The following is an 18,913-nucleotide window of genomic DNA, read 5'->3' as shown; positions in this document are numbered from 1 at the left end:
GGAGGTGTAATGATGGCAATCTTAATTGTAGATGATTCACCAGACAGCAGGAATTTGATAAAACGGCTGCTAGAGAAAAACGGCTTTGCTGATATTGTCACTGCGGGCACGGCAACCGAAGCCTTTCTATTACTGGGGATGAACCAACCAACGCAGATTACATCTCAAGTTGACTTAATTATTATGGATGTGATTATGCCGGATATAGACGGTATAGAGGCTTGCTTGAAGTTAAAATCGCACGAATCTTTTAAAGACATACCGGTAATTGTAATCACCGGCAATGATAACGTTAAGACACTGGACAGAGCCTTCGCCGCGGGGGCTATGGATTTTATTACCAAGCCGGTAAAACAGCTGGAGCTAAAAGCAAGAGTTTATTCGGCGCTAAAAATTAAAAGCGAAATTGACCGGCGTAAAGCCCGGGAAGCTGAATTGGTCAAAGTACTGGCAAAATTGGAAAAGGCCAATAAAGAGTTAAGCCGCCTGTCTTCGCTGGACGGGTTAACCGGCATTGCGAACAGGCGGCATTTTGATTATATCTATGATATTGAATGGCGGCGGGCGGTTAAGTCGGGTTATGAACTGTCTGTTTTGTTTTTGGATATCGATTTTTTTAAATACTATAATGATACCTATGGCCATCAGGAAGGCGACGAATGTTTGAAAAAGTTAGCCGCCGCGGCAGGCCGGGTATTAGAGCGGCCCGGTGATTTAATCGCCCGTTATGGCGGCGAAGAGTTCGTCATAATTTTGCCGGAAACAGGCTTGGACGGTGCAATCAGTGTTGCCCGTACTATTCTTAGGGCTGTTGAAAAATGCAATATTCCCCATAGCGCATCCCAAGTAGCTGACCATGTGACGGTAAGTATCGGAGTATCCAGCGGACAGGCTGCGTTAAACGGGAAACCACAGGAGCTAATTGCGCAGGCGGATAAAGCTCTCTATGAGGCCAAACATAGTGGCCGTAATCAAATCAAAGTCTTTCAGGCTGGGTAAGGCCGGTTGATTAGATACTGCCAGAATAGTTCCAGACACGTCGGACGCAGCGGCTGACGGCTGATAGCATAAAACTGGCGCTCAATAACCGGTTCAGGTAATGGCAGGGTGATAAGCCGCCCTGATTTTAGTTCGCTTTCCACTGCCCAGGCAGAAATAAAACCGACCCCGATTTTCCCTAAAATGGCTGCTTTAACAGCCTGATTGCTGCCTGCTTCCATAACGACGGTAAGTTCGTCGGCACCAATGCCGAACCGGCTGAGTGCCTGGAGAGCCGAACTTGCCGTACCGGACGATTTTTTTCGTAGAATAAAGGGCACTGCGCGTAACCATTCCTGAGCCGGACGGTCCTGAACAGTCGCAGAAAAATCAGGATGGGCCACCAGGACGAGATTATCTGTCCATAACGGTTGGCTCTTAAGATTAGTATCATTGGTATCCGGTTTGGTGCCAACTACGGCAATGGGAATTTCGCCACGGTTAACCTTTTCTAAGATAGTGAGACTATCACCGGTTATCAGGGAGAAGGTTAACCCGTTATGCTCCTTAATAAACCCGGCCAGCAGTTGTGGCAGTATGTAATCAGCGGGAATGGTGCTGGCGCCAAGCAGTATTTTTCCGGCTGAGCCTTGAACCATGGCCTGAATTTCATTGTGGGTGCTGGCCACTAAATCATTAATTGTGCGGGTTGTTTCGTATAATTTGTCGCCATATATTGTTAGCAAAACTCCTTTGGATGTTCGTGTAAACAGCGGACATCCAAAATTTTTTTCCAGGTTATCAATATGGAAGGAGACCGTAGGCTGTGTTAACTCCAGCTTTTTTGCAGCGGCTGAAAAACTGCCTTCTTCAGCAACATGCATAAATACTGTTAGCGATTGAATATAGGACATGGTTTCACCTCATGACATTAGTGAAATTATAACAATAGTATATACGTATTTCGTGTACTACAGTAAATTTCCTGTCGAATGGCAAAATAAGCAGGATTAATTTATTTGATATATAATAATTATATACGAACTAAAAATATTTTATATGAAGGTGATAAGGTGAATTGGTTATTAATTCTTACAGGCATTGTGTTCGGTCTTGGTGCAGTTATCCTGGTGAAATTCGGCAATCCGGGGAACTATGGTTTTTGCGCGGCTTGCCAGCTCAGAGATATTGCCGGGGCGCTCGGCATTCACAGTGCAGCCACTTTACAGTATGTCAGGCCGGAAATCCTGGGTTTTGTTATCGGCGCTTTTAGTCTGTCTCAGGTTACTGGCGAATTTAAAGCGCGCGGTGGTTCTAACCCGCTGATTCGATTTATACTGGGTATGGCAATGATGATTGGTGCACTCGTGTTTTTGGGATGTCCGCTCAGGGCAATTTTACGGGTAGCAGGCGGTGACCTTAACGGTATTACCGCATTGGTTGGCTTTGTTGCCGGAATCGGTGCAGGCATCATGTTCCTGAAACGCGGTTTTAACTTAGGACGGTCACACGTACATACCGAGGGGGCCCGCTATACCGGGTATTTGGCCATAGCCGCCGCGATAGTACTGCTTATTGCTGTAAGCATCGGCGCAGGTTTCTTGAACTTCAGTGCCAAAGGCCCCGGTTCCATGCATGCTCCGATAGCGATAAGCTTGATTGCCGGTCTGGCCGCAGGCGCTTTGGCCTGGCGGACACGCATGTGCTTGAGCGGCGGTTTTCGTGACTTTATCCTGGTAGGAGATACCTCGCTGCTCAAAATATATGCCGTTATGTTCCTGGCCGCTATGGCCGGCAATATGTATTTCGGCTTCTTTAAGCTAGGCTTTGAAAATCAACCGCTTGCCCATACCATGCATGTTTGGAATTTCCTCAGCTTGTTTCTGGTCGGCTTAGCCGCTACGCTGGCCGGTGGTTGTCCGCTAAGACAATTGATTATGTCGGGTGAAGGCAGCACAGATGCCATGGTTTGTGTATTAGGCATGTTAGCCGGCGCCGGTATTGCTCACAACCTGAATCTCGCCGGTTCGCCAGCCGGTGTCAGTATCAACGGACAAGTGGCTGTACTGATCAGCATTGTTTTAGTGGCCGGTATTGGCTTGGCCTGCCGGGAAAAACTTGCATTTGTAAGCAAAGGAGTTTGATAAGATATGGCGAATGTACTTGATTTAAGAGGTTTAAGCTGTCCGATTCCGCTGATAAAGACCAAAGATGCTTTGAACGATTCGGCTGCTATTACTGTTTTAGTTGACGAGCCACCGGCTAAGGAGAATATTATTAAATTTGCCAGGTCACAGAATTTCCAGGTTGAATGTTCTGAGGCCGGCGGTGAATATACTATTAACATCTCCAAATAATTGCAATATACGATGCCGGTATGCGAAAGGGTTGGAAGATGGCAAGTTGTGTAATTACTTTTCCCTCAGTCTATCATGCTTTCCGGGCAAAAAAGTTACTAAAGGAACAAGGCATTATTACGGAGCTTATACCTATACCACGGGAACTAAGCGGTTCTTGTGAGGGATTAGCCGCTAAGGTTAATGAAGCTGATGTGGATAAAGCCGTAGAATTCCTGGGGGCGAAAGGGATAGTCATGGTGCAAAAAGGGGTTAAACTTGTACAAACGTATTAAGGCACGGATTTAGAGTCTGCCGCGGCAGGCTCTATTTTTTTCTTCCAACTGCGACAGGGAAAAGGGGAAAGTATGTAGAAAATAAATATCCGATGACTAAGCCACTCTAAGACTCCCGCTTCTTCAAGCGGGAGTTAAGAATGGCTAAGTCTACTTTATGTTTGACCCTACTGAATATTGGAGGACGTTATGCAGAATATATTTGACCGTTTGAATCCGTCTCAGCAGGAAGCTGTTGCCCATATGAATGGACCGCTGTTAATCATGGCAGGAGCCGGTTCAGGTAAAACCAAGGTACTAACAAGCCGGATCGCTCATCTCTTAGCCCAGGGAGTAGCGCCGTATAATATTTTGGCGATTACGTTTACCAATAAAGCGGCGGCCGAGATGAAGGAACGGGTGGCCGGCATTGTTGGTCTTACGGCCAAGGATATTTGGCTGAGTACCTTCCACGCTTTTTGTGCTAAGTTTCTGCGGATGGAAATAGAAAACCTGGGCGGGTATACCCGGAATTTTGTTATCTATGATGCCAGTGACTCCCAGTCGATTATCAAGACCTGCCTTAAGGAACTCAATCTTGACGAAAAGCAGTTTACGCCGTATGGTGTTCAATCAACTATCTCCAACGCCAAGAACGCCCTGCAGGATGTAAGGGAATTTACCTCGCAGGCCGACAATTTTTATAACCTGAGAGTTGCTGAAGTGTACAAGCTGTATCAGCAAAAGCTTAAAACCAACAACGCGCTGGACTTTGACGACCTCTTAATGCTGGCGGTTGAACTCCTGGAATATAATGCCACAGTTCGGGAAAAATACCAGGATAAGTTTCACTACATTTTAATTGACGAATATCAGGATACCAACCGCGCCCAATACCGGCTGGCCCGGATTCTTGCCGCCAAATACCGGAATATTTGTGTGGTAGGTGACGTTGATCAGAGCATCTACGCCTGGCGTGGCGCCGATATCCAAAATATCCTGGATTTTGAATCCGATTATCCGGATACCAAAGTTATCAAATTGGAGCAAAACTATCGCTCCACCCAGACAATCCTTGATGCCGCGAATGCCGTGATCGAGAACAACTGCAACCGCAAACCCAAATCCTTATGGACCGACAACCAGTCAGGGGAAACGATAACTCACTATCTGGCCATGGATGAGCGGGATGAAGCCCGGTATATTGCTGATAATATTGTAAAACTCAATACGGTCTACCGGACTCCGTACAAGGATATGGCCATCCTCTACCGGACGAATGCGCAGTCCCGGGCTATTGAGGAAGGGCTCAGGAATGCGGCGATACCGTACACGATGGTCGGCGGTCTCCGGTTCTATGACCGTAAAGAGATTAAAGACATTATGGGTTATATAAAAGTTATATTTAACCCGTCTGATGCCATCAGCCTGCTCAGAATTATCAACGTGCCCCGCCGGGGAATCGGTGACACTACGATCGGACGACTGCAGGAATATTCGATAAAAAATGATGTGCCGCTGTTCGACGCCGTATCCAATCCTGATTTAGTGCCAGGGCTCACCTCCAGGGCTAAACATCAGTTGGAGGCGCTGGCTGAGCTGATTTTCAACCTGATGTCTTGCCAGAACACGCTGCCGATCGCCGATTTTGTTGATAAAGTCATGCGGGATTCGGGTTATTTAGCGGAACTGGAAGCCGACAGCGATCCGCTGGCTCCCAACCGTATTGAAAACCTCAAAGAATTGGTTAGTGACGCCAAAAAGTTTGCTGAAACCGAAATCGAGAACAGCCTGGAAGATTTCTTAAGCCGTGTCTCGCTCTTGACCGACAGTGACAAAGCCGAAGACGGGGACGACCAGGTTACCGTTATGACACTGCACTCGGCCAAAGGCCTGGAATTCCCGATCGTGTTCTTAGCCGGGCTGGAAGAAGGCATTTTCCCCCATGTCCGGACACTGATGGACGAACGGGAGATCGAGGAAGAACGCCGCTTATGCTATGTCGGCATTACCCGGGCTGAGCGCAAACTCTATATATCAAATGCCCGGCAGCGGATGATTTACGGTAACATTGTCTGCTATTCGCCCTCCCGGTTCCTTGATGAAATTCCGCCGGAACTTATGGAACGGTATGCGCCGGCCCGGCCCAGTCATGCTGCTCCTGTTCAAATGCAAAACCGACCGTTTGGTGCTGCTACCATGCCGCCCAAACCGGCTCTCAAGCCGCAAATGACCTTACTAAAAGATCCTATCCCAAATACCAATAATGCCAAACCACAGAACGCAAACTGGAAAGCCGGAGAAAAGGTATATCACGCCAAATGGGGTACCGGCACCATTGTCGCCGTTACCGGCACGGGCAATAATATGCAGCTCAGCATTGCGTTTCCTAATGAAGGTATAAAAAAGCTGTTGGCCCAAATGGCGCCAATCAGCAGAGTTTAATCTACTCGTCGGGGGTTAATAGATATGAGTACCACAATACCGGACAGCTTGACGGCTGCCGCCCAGGAAATTGCAGAACTAAGAAAAATGATTAACTATCACAGCCATCGCTACTATGTACTTGACGATCCTGAGCTTACCGACAGCGAATTTGACAAGCTGCTACGGCAGCTTATTGCCATTGAGACAGCCTATCCTTCCCTGATTACCCCGGACTCACCCAGTCAGCGGGTGGGAGGCGCACCGGCGGAGGGCTTTGAGCGGGTTGCCCATCTAACCCCCATGCTGAGCTTAGGTAACACTTTTTCCGGTGCAGAGTTGAAAGCCTTTGACGCCAGGGTGCGGAGCGGGCTAGAGAGTGACAACGTAGAATATGTTGTTGAACTTAAAATCGATGGTTTAGCCATGAATCTGGTCTACGAAAATGGCCGCATGGTTCGGGGTGCGACCCGGGGGGACGGCACTTATGGCGAGGATGTTTCGACAAATATCCGTACTATCAGGTCAGTGCCGCTGGTGCTGCATGAAACTGACGGCATGCCGCCGCTGTTAGAAGTCCGCGGCGAAGTATATCTTCCCCGACGCGAATTTGACAGGCTTAACAAACTGCGGGAGGCGGCCGGAGAGCCGCTTATGGCGAATCCGCGTAACGCCGCCGCCGGTTCGATTCGCCAGCTTGACCCGAAAATTACGGCAGAGCGGGCGCTGGATATTTTCATGCATGGGTTAGGTACCGAAGAAGGGCTGGGAGTAACCACCCACTCCGCCATGCTGGAAAAGCTGCAAAAACTGGGCTTTAAAATTAACCCTAATTACCGGTTGTTTACCTCTATTGATGAAGTAATCGAATACTGTGAAAGCTGGGCGGAAAAGCGCGTTGACCTGCCATATGATATTGACGGTCTGGTTATCAAGGTCAACAAGCTGTCAAGCCAGCGGGCGTTAGGCTCCACCGCCAAAGATCCGCGCTGGGCTATCGCCTATAAGTTTCCGGCAGAGCAGGCAGCTACTATTGTTGAAGATATCTTTGTGCGGGTAGGACGGACCGGCGTGTTGACCCCTACTGCCATCCTGCGTCCGGTAAGACTGGCCGGTACTACTGTCAGCCGGGCTACACTGCATAATGCCGACTTTATTGAGGAAAAAGATATTCGCATTGGCGACACCGTCATTGTCCATAAGGCCGGAGAGATTATTCCCGAAGTGGTGTCGGTAGTCACCAACCGGCGGACAGACAGCGCGCAGCCATTTATTATGCCGACAACCTGCCCCGAATGCGGCAAGCCGATCGTGCGCGAATCAGGGGAAGTAGCCTATAAATGTGTAAACGTTCGTTGTCCGGCACTCCTGCGGGAAGGACTGATCCACTTTGTTTCCCGTGATGCTATGAATATTGACGGACTAGGCCCGGCTGTTATTGCCAGCCTGCTTGATGCCGGTTTGGTCAAAGACGCCGCCGACCTATACACCCTCAAGCCAGACGACTTAGCCGCACTGGAACGCATGGGGGAAAAATCGGCCAAGAATCTGGTTGACGCGATTGCCGCCAGCAAACAGGCAGGTTTATCCCGGGCTCTGTTCGGGCTGGGAATACGCTATGTCGGCGCCAAGGCCTCCGCGATTCTGGCCCAGCGGTACGGCGACATCGACAACGTGGCGGCAGCCGGTGTGGAAGAGCTGGTAACAATTGATGAAATCGGCCCTAAGATTGCCGAAAGCGTAGCAAGCTATTTCGCCGAGCCGGAGAATCTGGCGTACATCGAAAAACTTAAAGCCGTTGGCGTAAAATTGACCGAAGAACGTCAAACTCCGGTAAGCCAGGAACTGGCAGGCAAGACCTTTGTCCTTACCGGTACCCTGTCAATGCCGCGGAAGGAAGCCGAGAACCTGATTGCCGCCTGTGGCGGTAAAGTATCGTCTTCTGTCAGCAAAAAGACCAGCTATGTCGTAGCCGGGGAAGAAGCCGGCAGCAAACTGGATAAGGCGAATGAACTGGGCGTACCCGTATTGACTGAAGAAGAGTTCCGGAAGCTGGTACAAATGCCTGAGGCATGATATAATAATTTTTATTGAAAATAATGGCACATTTTGCTTATAGGAAGGTGAACCCTATGAAAATAACCCGCCAAGATGTTGAAAACGTGGCGTTGTTGTCGCGACTAGAGATGACGCCGGAGGAACTGGATGCGTATGCTGTACAGCTTAATGCAATTTTAGAATATGCGGATGTGTTAAATAAGCTTGATACCAAAGGCGTAGAGCCGACTGCCCATGTTCTCCCGCTCAAGAATGTCATGCGGCCAGATGAAGTCAAACCTTCACTGCCACGGGAACTGGCACTTGCCAATGCTCCCGAAGCAGAAGACGGCTATTTCAAAGTGCCTAAGATAATGGAAGGCTAATCCGAAGAAACGTTGTAACCGATTGGAGGTCAAGAAGTGGACTTATTTAAATATACAGCCCATGCCCTGCATGACATGCTGGTGAAAAAAGAAATTTCGGCCGTCGAACTGGCCAAAACGGCTTTTGCCCGCACCGACGCCGTAGAACCTAAGATTCACTCCTACATAACTGAAACCAGGGAACAAGCCTTGAATCAGGCGGCTGCTGTCGATGCCAAGCTTACCAAGGGGGAAACGATTGCACCCCTCGCCGGTATCCCTGGCGCTCTGAAAGATAATATTTGCACCAAAGGCATTAAGACAACTTGTGCGTCTAAAATTCTTGCCAACTTTGTTCCGCCTTATGATGCCACCGTGGTAGAAAAACTGGCGGCTAATGATTTTGTGCTTGTAGGTAAAACCAACTGTGACGAATTCGCCATGGGCGGTTCGACGGAGAACTCCGGCTTTTTTGCTACCCGTAACCCCTGGGATACCGACCGGGTTCCCGGCGGTTCCAGTGGCGGCTCGGCTTCGGCTGTTTCTGCCGGACAAGCTATCTGGGCACTGGGCTCTGACACCGGCGGCTCGATCCGTCAGCCTGCCGCTTATTGCGGCAACGTCGGTCTGAAACCAACCTACGGCCGTGTGTCCCGTTACGGCTTGGTCGCTTATGCTTCCTCGCTCGACCAAATCGGACCCTTTACCCGCGATGTTACCGACTGCGCGCTGGTTCTTAACGCCATCGCCGGCCATGATGCCAAAGATTCCACTTCGATTAATGCCCAAGTGCCTGATTATACCAAAGCGCTTGTAAAAGATGTCAAGGGTCTGAAAATTGGCCTGCCCCAAGAATACTTTGCCGCCGGCATTCAGCCTGAAGTGGCGGAAGCCATTCAAAAGGCAGTAGCCCAGCTTAAAGCTATGGGCGCAGAAGTCAAGGAAGTATCCTTGCCGCATACCCAGTATGCCTTACCAGCCTACTATCTCATTGCTCCTGCCGAAGCCAGCTCCAACCTGGGTCGCTATGACGGCGTAGGCTTTGGCCATCGCGCTCCCGGCAATGATATTATTGATATGTACAAAAAGACCCGCAGCGAAGGCTTCGGTGACGAAGTTAAACGCCGCATTATGCTTGGTACCTACGCTTTAAGCTCAGGCTATTATGACGCCTACTATCTCAAGGCTCTGCAAGTCCGGACATTGGTTAAACAAGACTTTGATAACGTCTTCCAGGATGTCGATGTGCTTATCGCCCCGACAGCACCGACAACTGCGTTCAAGATCGGCGAACTCAGCGACCCGCTGGCTATGTACCTGCAGGACGTTTGCACAATTCCTCTGAACCTTGCCGGTCTGCCCGGTATCTCCATCCCGTGCGGCTTTGCTCAGGGCTTACCTGTCGGCATGCAGATTATTGGCAAACCGTTGGCCGAAGCAACGATTATTCAGACGGCGTATGCCTTTGAACAAGCCAACGACTATCATACGCGTTTTGCGCCGGTAGGGGAGGTTTAATCCATGAAATACGAAACAGTTATTGGACTTGAAGTTCACTCTGAACTTAAAACCCAATCGAAAATATTCTGCGGCTGCAGCACCCGGTTCGGTTCTGATCAGAATACCAACGTTTGTCCGGTATGCCTGGGCTTGCCGGGTGTACTGCCTGTCATTAACGAAAAAGTAGTCGAATTTGCCATCCGCGCCGGTCTGGCCCTCAACTGCAAAATTCTGCCGTTCAGCAAATTTGACCGTAAAAACTACTACTACCCCGATTTGCCGAAAAACTACCAGACCTCACAGTATGACCTGCCGATCGCTGTAAACGGCTACCTGGATATTGAGGTTAACGGCGAAACCAAACGGATCGGGATTACCCGTGTCCATATGGAAGAAGACGCCGGTAAGCTGGTGCACTCAGGCACGATCAGTAACAGCGAGTACGCCCTGGTTGACTACAATCGTACCGGTGTACCGCTTATCGAGATTGTGTCCGAGCCTGATCTCCGCTCGCCGGAAGAGGCCAAAGCCTATCTGGAAAAGATGAAGAGCATTCTTCAATATATTGATGTTTCTGACTGCAAAATGGAAGAAGGCAGCCTGCGCTGCGATGCTAACATCTCTCTGCGGCCTGTCGGCACCGAACCCTTTGGTACGAAAGCCGAACTCAAGAACCTCAACTCCTTCCGTTCGGTACAACGCGGCCTGGAGTATGAAGTAGAACGGCAAACCGAGGTGCTGGAAGAAGGCGGCCGGGTTATCCAGGAAACTCGCTCCTGGGATGATAACAGAGGCGTAACCTTATCCATGCGCAGCAAGGAACAGGCGCAAGACTACCGTTATTTCCCCGAACCGGAACTGGTTCCGATTGTGACGGATGAGGCTAAAATCGAAAGCATCCGTGCCAGTCTGCCGGAATTGCCTGACGCGCGTAAAGCCAGACTGATGGCTGACATTGGCCTGTCTTCCTATGATGCCGAAACCATCACTGCCAGCCGGGCTATGGCCGACTATTTTGATGCCGCAGTGAAAGCCGGAGCCGAGGCCAAAGCGGCAGCGAACTGGCTGATGGGCGAAGTGTCCAAGCATCTTAATGCCGCTAATAAGTCCGCCGAAGACTGCCCGGTTGCGCCAGCGCAGTTGGCCGGGCTGATAGCGCTCATTGACAAAGGCACTATTTCCGGTAAAATTGCCAAGACAGTGTTTGAAGGCATGTGGGAAAGCGGGAAAGATGCGGATACCATTGTTAAAGAACAGGGTCTGGTACAAATCAGCGACGAAGGCGCCATTGTCGCCATTGTTGAGGGTGTAATTGCCGCTAATCCGCAATCTGTTGCCGATTTCAAGGCAGGAAAAGAAAAAGCCATCGGCTTCCTGGTCGGTCAGGTAATGAAACAAAGCAAAGGCCGTGCCAATCCTGAGCTTGTAAACAAACTCTTAAAAGAAAAATTAGCGTTACTTTAATATCTGTTTTGATTTAAACAGGGCGTGGACAAAACCGCGTCCTGTTTTTTCATCGTTTAGCCAAGTTTTTCTTGTGCATGAAAGCGGGTATGCACGCACATAATGGTATTGATACGTCTAAAAAAGAGGTCAAAATTTATGCTAAGAGCTACCTGGGATTTGAAAGCCGTATTGTCTGTCCATATTTTGCGCATTGCCGTGGGAATCATTATTGTCCGGCTGGTGTATCCCCTGTTTTTCGAGGCCAATTCCTTTGTTATTGAAGTGACTGACCGCCTGATTGTGTTAGCGCTGGTCGTATGGAAAGTCCGCAATACGAAAGGTGATTTGGCAGCGTTGGGCTTTTCCCTGAATAACTGGGGCGGCAATGTTGCCAAAGGCTTGGTCGGCGGGGCAGCCTTACTATTTTTTAGCATGTACAGTGAGCGCATATATACCACGGTACTGCTTGTGGCACCTACCCAGCATCCGATCGTAGCTCAGGTACAGGCCGCCGTCCATTGGCAGCAGTTAATTATCCCCCTGTTTTTAGCGGGAATTGCTGCTCCGGTCACGGAAGAAATGCTGTATAGGATGTTTACCTTTTTGCCGCTAAAAGACAAATGGGGACTATGGGGCGGAGCGTTAGTAAGTGCCGCTATTTTTGCCCTTTTCCACTTTAACGCCTATTGGCTTGTCGAAATGATTATTGTCGGCATTGGCTTTGCGCTGCTCTATTTCTGGACAGGATCGCTGGTAACTTCGATTACGGCTCATTCTTTTATTAATACAAGTAAAATAGTAATGATGTACTTAGGCGTACCGCTCTTGTAGCAGGAATTTTCCAGTGGTCGGTAGAATGACATTTATGTGGAAAAATCTACATAGATGGAGTGATTTCGTAATGTCTGAACAACAAGCTGTAAGCTGTTTGAAACCTGAAGTAAATTGCCCATGTCCTAAGACCGAGTGCGAAAACCATTCTCAATGTTGCAAATGTATAACAAATCATCGTGCTAGTGGTAAACTTACCGTCTGCATGGCCCAGATAGCAAAAAAATAATTCATGGGCACGGTCTGCGGCGTAGCGCTTAGGAGATGAAGACAAAGGGAGGACTTTTTTCATGACGATAAGTCAGGAATTGCCGATTGAAAAGCTCCGCTTCACCTGTGATGAGAAGGTTTTTAACTTTGCTACTACCGAAACATTACCACCGCTTGACGTAATGATTGGCCAGGAACGGGCGGTCAAGGCAGTGGAATTTGGCTTGTTTACCAAAAATCCCGGCTATAACATCTTTATTTCGGGATTAGTCGGCACCGGTAAAATTACTTATGCCGAAGCCTCTGTGAAAAAAGTCGCTGCCCAGCAGGAAGCGCCTACTGATTGGTGCTATGTAAATAACTTAGAAACACCGGGGCAGCCGATTGCCTTGGCTTTACCTTCCGGTATGGGATATGTTTTCAAACAGGATATGCAGGAATTAGTAGAAGACCTGAAAACAGACATCCCCAAAGTGTTTAGCAGTGAAGACTATGAACAGGCCAAGGCCGGATTGGTAAAACAATATCAGGAACAACGCTCGGTTATGGTCGATGAATTTACCCAGTATGCCGAGTCGCAAGGCATTTCCCCGCAATGGAGTTCCACCGGTTTTGTCGGTATGCCGATGGTTGGTGGCAAAGCCGTAGGACCCGAAGACTTCCAGAAGCTTGATAAAGAACAGCGTGACGCGATTGAAAAAAATATGCTGGCTGTGCATGAAAAAGGAATGGACGTTGTCCGGCGTATTCAGCTCTTAGAGCGGAGCGTCCGGGAAGAATTAAAACAGCTGGATGTCAAAATCGGTTTATTTGCTGCCGGTCACGTCATCGATGATCTTAAGGAAAAATATAAGGACTACCAGCCCGTAGTCGATTATTTAGAGGCTATCAAGCAGGATGTATCCAAGAATATCAATGAGTTTAAACCGCAAAGCGAGGAAGAAAACAATCCGCTTATGCTGTTTAAACGGCCTGCGCCGGATGCCAAAGATAAATATTCCGTTAATCTATTAGTAGATAACCGGGAAGTGCAAGGCGCTCCCGTTATCGTCGAAATTAATCCCACGTACTACAATTTAGTGGGCAGGGCGGAATATGAAACCCGCATGGGGGTTGTCAGCACCGACTACACCATGATTAAGCCGGGAGCTTTGCACAAAGCCAACGGCGGCTACCTGATTTTAAATGCCCGCGATGTGCTGACGAACGTCGGAGCCTGGGAAGCGCTCAAACGGGTGCTCAAAACCAAAAAACTGCAGATCGAAAATCTGGGCGAACAGTATGGCGTGTTAGCCATGGCTTCTCTCAAACCCCAGCCCATTCCCATCAATATAAAAGTTGTCCTTATTGGTAATCCCTATATTTATCAACTCTTATACAACTATGATGAAGACTTCCGGAAACTGTTCAAAGCCCATGCCGATTTTGATGTCGTCATGGAAAACAATCCGGTGAATATTCAAAAACTCGCTGGTTTTATCAGCTCCACCGCTCTGCGGGAAAACCTCAAGCATTTTGACAAGTCGGCAGTGGCCCGGGTAGTGGAATACAGTTCACGCCTTACCGGCTCCCAGAACAAGCTGACGACCCGCTTCAATGATGTTGTCGAGATACTGTGTGAAGCCGATGTCTGGGCAACCATGGACAACAGCCCGCTGGTTACCGCGCAGCATATTAAGAAAGCCATTGAAGAAAAACGGTACCGTTCCAATAAATACGAAGAACGCCTGCAGGAAATGTTTGCCGAAGGTCATCTGTTAATCGATACCGAAGGGGAAAAAGTAGGTCAGGTCAACGGGCTTGCCGTATTGTCGGTCGGCGAGTATATGTTCGGCAAACCATCCCGCATTACCGCGAATACTTACCTCGGCAAAAGCGGGGTAGTCAACATTGAACGCGAGACCAAAACCAGCGGCACCAGCCATACCAAGGGCGTACTGATCTTAAGCGGTTATCTTGGGCAAAAATATGCTCAGAAACATCCGCTGACCTTAACCGCCAGCTTGACCTTTGAACAATTGTATGACGGAGTTGACGGCGACAGCGCCTCCAGCACCGAATTGTATGCCATTTTATCAAGCTTGTCTGAGGCGCCGATCCAACAACAGATTGCCGTCACCGGTTCGGTTAACCAAAAAGGCGAGATTCAGCCGATCGGCGGCGCCACCGAAAAAATCGAAGGCTTCTTTTCGGTCTGCAAGCTAAAAGGATTAACCGGTAAGCAAGGGGTTATGATCCCGCATCAAAATGTCAGCAACCTGGCCTTGAGTGACGAAGTCATCGAGGCCGTAAAACAAGGAAAATTTCATATCTATCCGGTTGAGACAATTGATCACGGGATTGAAATTCTCACAGGCAAACCGGCAGGACAAATGAGTTCTGACGGCACCTACCCTGCAGGTACCATTAATGCTCTGGTCAGTCAGAAACTCAAAGAATATACCGACACTCTAATCAAGCTGGGCAAATCTGCAGAAGATAAGAAAGACTAAGCAAAGAGGGCGGAGAAACTCCGCCCTCTATTTAACATAGTTCGGTTAATTAAGTTTTCAGGAAAAGGTGAAACACGTGTCAAAACAGCAAGTAACAGCGCCGGTGGAAGCCGGTAAAACCTATAATATAGCCATTACCGGTCTCGGCCACAGCGGCGAAGGCGTAGGACGGTATCAGGACTTTACCGTCTTCGTTCCGGGGGCTCTACCCGGAGAACAAATAACAGCACAAATAACAACAGTCAAGAAAAATTATGCTGTTGGCCACATAACAGAAATAGAGGTCCCATCCCCGCACCGGATACCCCCCGAATGCAGCATTTATCAGCAATGTGGCGGCTGTCAATTGCAGCATTTAACTTATGAGGAACAGCTAAACGTCAAACGCCAGCAGGTTGTTGACGCCATTACCCGTATCGGCAAACTGCCGGACGTTACCGTTCATCCCACCCTGGGAGCGGATAACCCCTGGTACTACCGCAACAAAATGCAATTCCCGGTAGGCTTACAGCAAGGCAAAGTGGTTGTCGGCTGCTACTCGCAAGGCAGCCACGATATTGTCGATACCGATAACTGCCTAATTCAGCAACAAATCAACAATGCTATCGTCCGCGAAGTTAGAACGGTTATTGCGGAATTGGGCATTGAACCCTACAACGAACATACCGGACAAGGGGTTATTCGTCATGTCCTGGGGCGGGTAGGCACGGCAACCGGTGAAGTCATGGTAGTCCTGGTAACAGCAACCGACCGCCTGCCCAAACAAGACCAGGTTATCGAACGGCTAAAAAACAAAATCCCCGGCCTAGTCAGCCTAGTCCAAAACATTAACCCAAAGCGCACTAATATCATAATGGGCAATAAAACAGTAACCCTATGGGGACAGGATACCATCACCGACAAACTGGGCGAATTCCGCTTCGCCATATCGGCCAGATCCTTCTTCCAGGTAAACACCATCCAAGCCGAAGTCTTATACAATCAAGCCGTAAAATACGCCGGACTGACAGGCAGCGAAACTGTGATTGACGCCTACTGCGGGACAGGGACAATTACCCTGTTCCTGGCGCGAAAAGCTAAGAAAGTTTACGGCATAGAGATTGTGGAGCCAGCGATTTTGGATGCGAGGAAGAATGCCGTTAATAACAATGTGGCTAATGTTGAATTTATGGTTGGCGACGCTGTTCAGGTAATGCCGCGCTTGTTTAAGCAAGGTATTAGGCCGGATGTTATTGTTGTTGACCCGCCGCGGGCGGGGTGCGAGCAGAAGGTACTGGAGACTTTTGTGAATATGGAGCCTAAGCGGATTGTTTATGTGTCTTGTAATCCAGCTTCGCTGGCCCGGGATTTGGCTGTGCTGGCAGAAAAGGGTTATGTGGTGAAGGAAGTACAGCCTGTGGATATGTTTTCGCAGACGTTTCACGTTGAGTGCGTGGCGTTGATTTTAAGTTAATCGAATAATTGAAGGGGTAATGTTATGTTGAAACCCGCAAGCAATAGAAAAATAATTTTAGATTTAGCGGTAACTTTAGACGGATTTATCGAAGGTCCAAATGGAGAAGTTGATTGGTGTATTATGGATCCAGATATGGGCTTTAGTGATTTCCTAAATGATATTGATACAATTCTATACGGACGAAAAAGCTATGACTTGTGGGGACAGTACTCTCCAGGAAACGAGGTTTCTAATCCTGAAAAAGAAATTTGGGAGTTAGTTCACAACAAGAAGAAATATGTATTCTCAAAAACCCTAACAAAAGTGGATGGTAAAGCAGAACTAATAAATAATAATATTGAGGAAGAGGTAAATAAACTAAAAAATCAGCCTGGTAAAGATATTTGGCTTTATGGTGGCGCAAGTCTTATAACAACTTTTGTAAACCTGGGACTTGTTGATGAATATAGATTAGCTGTTCATCCTGTCATCTTGGGAGCAGGAAAGCCTTTGTTCGTTGACATAAAACAGAGAGTGGGTCTTAAGCTTACTAATGTTAAAAGATTCTCCTCGGGCGTTGTACAACTCTGTTATCAGCCATCCAATGGCATTGTTGAAAATCAGAGCGAGTTCCTTCGTGGATAAGTGGGTAGACCATAGTAACGGAGACGACATCCTTAAACGAGTCATTATCACACTTCTATCAAAACACACGTTGAGAGTATAATAATGATGACGTATTGTGGTGATAAGAAGAAATAAGAGGGTTTAGCCACAAGATGCTGTGGTTTTGGAGTGGAGATCGAGCAAAAAACGGGGTCAAAAAGTGCAATTTTTGACCCCGTTTTTTGGCCGTTTTTATAGATGACATTAGGTTTTTTGACTCCATTCTTGAATTTTTTAGAGATGGATAATAAAATGGTAAAAAATGAGTCTTTTTATAAAGCATGTAGATAAACAGGAATTTGGAGTGTAGATTATTTATAATTTGTGCAGTAATTAATGGCATCCGTAAACTCCTGCTGCAGTCAAATTATGGAGGCTATCGGCAAGCAACTTATCTCATATGTGCAACTTATATCAGGTAATTGTCTGTGAGAATTGATATTATGGAGAAAGGAGTGAAGCAAATGTCCGTTCAAACAATAGAAGCAATGGCAAAGTGGGTAGAAAATAACATAACGGAAAACCCAAGCCTGCAAGATATGTCATCATATGTTGTTTATTCACCGTACTACTGCTCTAGAAAGTTTCGGGAGCACATGGGTATGACATATAAACAATTTCTTGCCCAATGTAAATTAAAAGCTGCCGCTTATGATCTTTGCATAACTAATGACAGAATAACCGATATTGCTTTCCGATACGGGTACTCATCATCAGAATCCTTTGCAAGAGCTTTTTCTCAAGCATTTCAATGCTCGCCACGTCAATATCGGAAAACTTCCTGTCTTTCTCTTGGCTCACCCTAGTCTATAAGGCGTATTGCTCCCTCCGAATTTGTAAATGGAGGAGATAAAATGTCTGACAAGTTTGGAAGAAATGATCTCTGCTGGTGTGGCAGCGGTCGAAAATATAAGAAATGTCATGGACCTATTGAGGAACGAATTGAAAACTACCGCTTAAAGGGATATGAAGTACCTCATCGAAAATTGCTTAAAACAAAACAACAGATTGAAGGTATTCGGGAAAGCAGCAAACGAAACATCGCTTTACTGGATTTCATTGCAAATTATGTAGTTGATGGAATCACCACGGAAGAACTTGACCGGCTCATCTTTGAAAAAACCAAGGAACTGGGAGGCGTTCCAGCAACACTTAATTTTGACGGCTACCCTAAGAGCGTGTGTATCTCAATCAATGATGTTGTATGTCATGGTATCCCCTCTGATCGTGTATTCCTGCGAAACGGCGATATTGCAAATATTGATGTGTCTACAATTTACAACGGCTTTTTTTCAGATTCTTCACGCATGTTTTGTGTCGGTGCTGTTTCCGCTGAGAAACAAAAACTGGTTGATGTTGCGAAAGAGTGTGTGGAGGTGGGCATTGAACAAGTAAAACCGTGGGGATTTCTTGGAGATGTTGGGCAAGCGGTTCATGACCATGCAAGGGAAAATGGATATTCTGTTGTTCGAGAAATCGGAGGCCACGGTATTGGTCTGCAATTTCACGAAGATCCCTGGGTCGGTTATGTGACAAAGCAAGGAACAGGAATGCTCTTAGTTCCAGGACTTGTTTTTACTGTAGAGCCTATGATAAATATGGGAAAATCCAAAATAGTAACAGATAAATGCGATAATTGGACTGTTCGCACTGCTGATGGGAAGCCTTCTGCACAATGGGAAAAAACAGTTTTAGTAACCGAAACGGGTTCTGAGGTGTTGACATATTAGAATAAGTTTCCAGTTGATGAGATTCCGAAAACAATAAATGTGGAGTGTGTAGAGTTGATAGAACGGAAAGAGAAATAGTAAAAATAGAAGCGCCATTGTGTACGAAAAAGCATTCGTATACAATGGCGCTTTAGCAAAATATTACAAAATAAAAGGTTGTTTCGGGAGAATAGAGAAAAAACTCAGGT

The 18,913-nt window shown here is 47.6% G+C and carries 16 protein-coding genes; 15 read left to right on the top strand and 1 reads right to left on the bottom strand.

Annotated features, from left to right (window positions below; genetic code table 11):
• The first annotated feature begins 9 nt into the window (after positions 1-9).
• The gene (locus SRRS_RS17325; protein WP_371362284.1) at positions 10-999 is read left to right on the top strand and encodes a diguanylate cyclase domain-containing protein; all 990 of its coding nucleotides are present in this window, start codon (positions 10-12) and stop codon (positions 997-999) included.
• On the opposite strand, the gene SRRS_RS17320 is transcribed toward SRRS_RS17325, so the two are convergent.
• Positions 987-1,892 carry a LysR substrate-binding domain-containing protein gene (locus tag SRRS_RS17320; protein WP_371362283.1) on the bottom strand — a complete coding sequence of 302 codons (906 nt, stop codon included), beginning with the start codon at positions 1,890-1,892 and terminating at the stop codon, positions 987-989. The genes SRRS_RS17325 and SRRS_RS17320 overlap by 13 nt on opposite strands.
• Before the next feature lie 159 nt (positions 1,893-2,051).
• On the opposite strand from SRRS_RS17320, the gene yedE reads away from it, so the two are divergent.
• From yedE to SRRS_RS17250, 14 genes are all read left to right on the top strand, one after another.
• Positions 2,052-3,122 (top strand): YedE family putative selenium transporter, encoded by a 1,071-nt coding sequence (gene yedE, locus SRRS_RS17315; protein WP_371362282.1) that lies wholly within the window; start codon positions 2,052-2,054, stop codon positions 3,120-3,122.
• Between the two features lie 6 nt (positions 3,123-3,128).
• Positions 3,129-3,335 carry a sulfurtransferase TusA family protein gene (locus SRRS_RS17310; RefSeq protein ID WP_371362281.1) on the top strand — a complete coding sequence of 69 codons (207 nt, stop codon included), beginning with the start codon at positions 3,129-3,131 and terminating at the stop codon, positions 3,333-3,335.
• Positions 3,336-3,373: 38 nt separating this feature from the next.
• The gene (locus SRRS_RS17305) at positions 3,374-3,610 is read left to right on the top strand and encodes a DUF3343 domain-containing protein (RefSeq protein WP_371362280.1); all 237 of its coding nucleotides are present in this window, start codon (positions 3,374-3,376) and stop codon (positions 3,608-3,610) included.
• Positions 3,611-3,799: 189 nt separating this feature from the next.
• Entirely contained in the window at positions 3,800-6,034 is a 2,235-nt protein-coding gene (pcrA, locus tag SRRS_RS17300; protein ID WP_371362279.1) for a DNA helicase PcrA, read from the top strand.
• Between the two features lie 24 nt (positions 6,035-6,058).
• Positions 6,059-8,089, top strand: a complete 2,031-nt coding sequence (gene ligA, locus SRRS_RS17295; RefSeq protein WP_371362277.1) for an NAD-dependent DNA ligase LigA — start codon at positions 6,059-6,061, stop codon at positions 8,087-8,089.
• Between the two features lie 56 nt (positions 8,090-8,145).
• Positions 8,146-8,436 carry an Asp-tRNA(Asn)/Glu-tRNA(Gln) amidotransferase subunit GatC gene (gene gatC / locus SRRS_RS17290; protein ID WP_371362275.1) on the top strand — a complete coding sequence of 97 codons (291 nt, stop codon included), beginning with the start codon at positions 8,146-8,148 and terminating at the stop codon, positions 8,434-8,436.
• 36 nt (positions 8,437-8,472) lie between these two features.
• On the top strand, positions 8,473-9,933 hold the full coding sequence (gene gatA / locus SRRS_RS17285; protein WP_371362274.1) for an Asp-tRNA(Asn)/Glu-tRNA(Gln) amidotransferase subunit GatA: 1,461 nt from the start codon (positions 8,473-8,475) through the stop codon (positions 9,931-9,933).
• A gap of 3 nt (positions 9,934-9,936) precedes the next feature.
• Positions 9,937-11,379: an Asp-tRNA(Asn)/Glu-tRNA(Gln) amidotransferase subunit GatB gene (gene gatB, locus SRRS_RS17280; protein WP_371362272.1), complete on the top strand. Its 1,443-nt coding sequence runs from the start codon at positions 9,937-9,939 to the stop codon at positions 11,377-11,379.
• Positions 11,380-11,517: 138 nt separating this feature from the next.
• Positions 11,518-12,192 carry a lysostaphin resistance A-like protein gene (locus SRRS_RS17275; protein ID WP_371362271.1) on the top strand — a complete coding sequence of 225 codons (675 nt, stop codon included), beginning with the start codon at positions 11,518-11,520 and terminating at the stop codon, positions 12,190-12,192.
• Between the two features lie 290 nt (positions 12,193-12,482).
• A complete protein-coding gene (locus tag SRRS_RS17270) occupies positions 12,483-14,894 on the top strand; it encodes a Lon protease family protein (protein ID WP_371362269.1) in 2,412 nt (803 codons plus the stop codon).
• Positions 14,895-14,970: 76 nt separating this feature from the next.
• Positions 14,971-16,347, top strand: a complete 1,377-nt coding sequence (gene rlmD, locus SRRS_RS17265) for a 23S rRNA (uracil(1939)-C(5))-methyltransferase RlmD (protein WP_371362268.1) — start codon at positions 14,971-14,973, stop codon at positions 16,345-16,347.
• Positions 16,348-16,371: 24 nt separating this feature from the next.
• On the top strand, positions 16,372-16,974 hold the full coding sequence (locus tag SRRS_RS17260; RefSeq protein WP_371362266.1) for a dihydrofolate reductase family protein: 603 nt from the start codon (positions 16,372-16,374) through the stop codon (positions 16,972-16,974).
• A gap of 485 nt (positions 16,975-17,459) precedes the next feature.
• Positions 17,460-17,801 (top strand): helix-turn-helix transcriptional regulator, encoded by a 342-nt coding sequence (locus SRRS_RS17255; RefSeq protein ID WP_371362264.1) that lies wholly within the window; start codon positions 17,460-17,462, stop codon positions 17,799-17,801.
• A 48-nt stretch (positions 17,802-17,849) separates the two neighbouring features.
• Entirely contained in the window at positions 17,850-18,725 is an 876-nt protein-coding gene (locus tag SRRS_RS17250; RefSeq protein WP_371362263.1) for a methionyl aminopeptidase, read from the top strand.
• Positions 18,726-18,913 lie beyond the last annotated feature (188 nt).

This window comes from Sporomusa rhizae (genome assembly GCF_041428845.1).
GTDB classification, from domain to species: domain Bacteria; phylum Bacillota; class Negativicutes; order Sporomusales; family Sporomusaceae; genus Sporomusa; species Sporomusa rhizae.
Note: the sequence above shows the minus strand (reverse complement) of the source record. Positions and strands in the feature narration are given on the sequence as shown.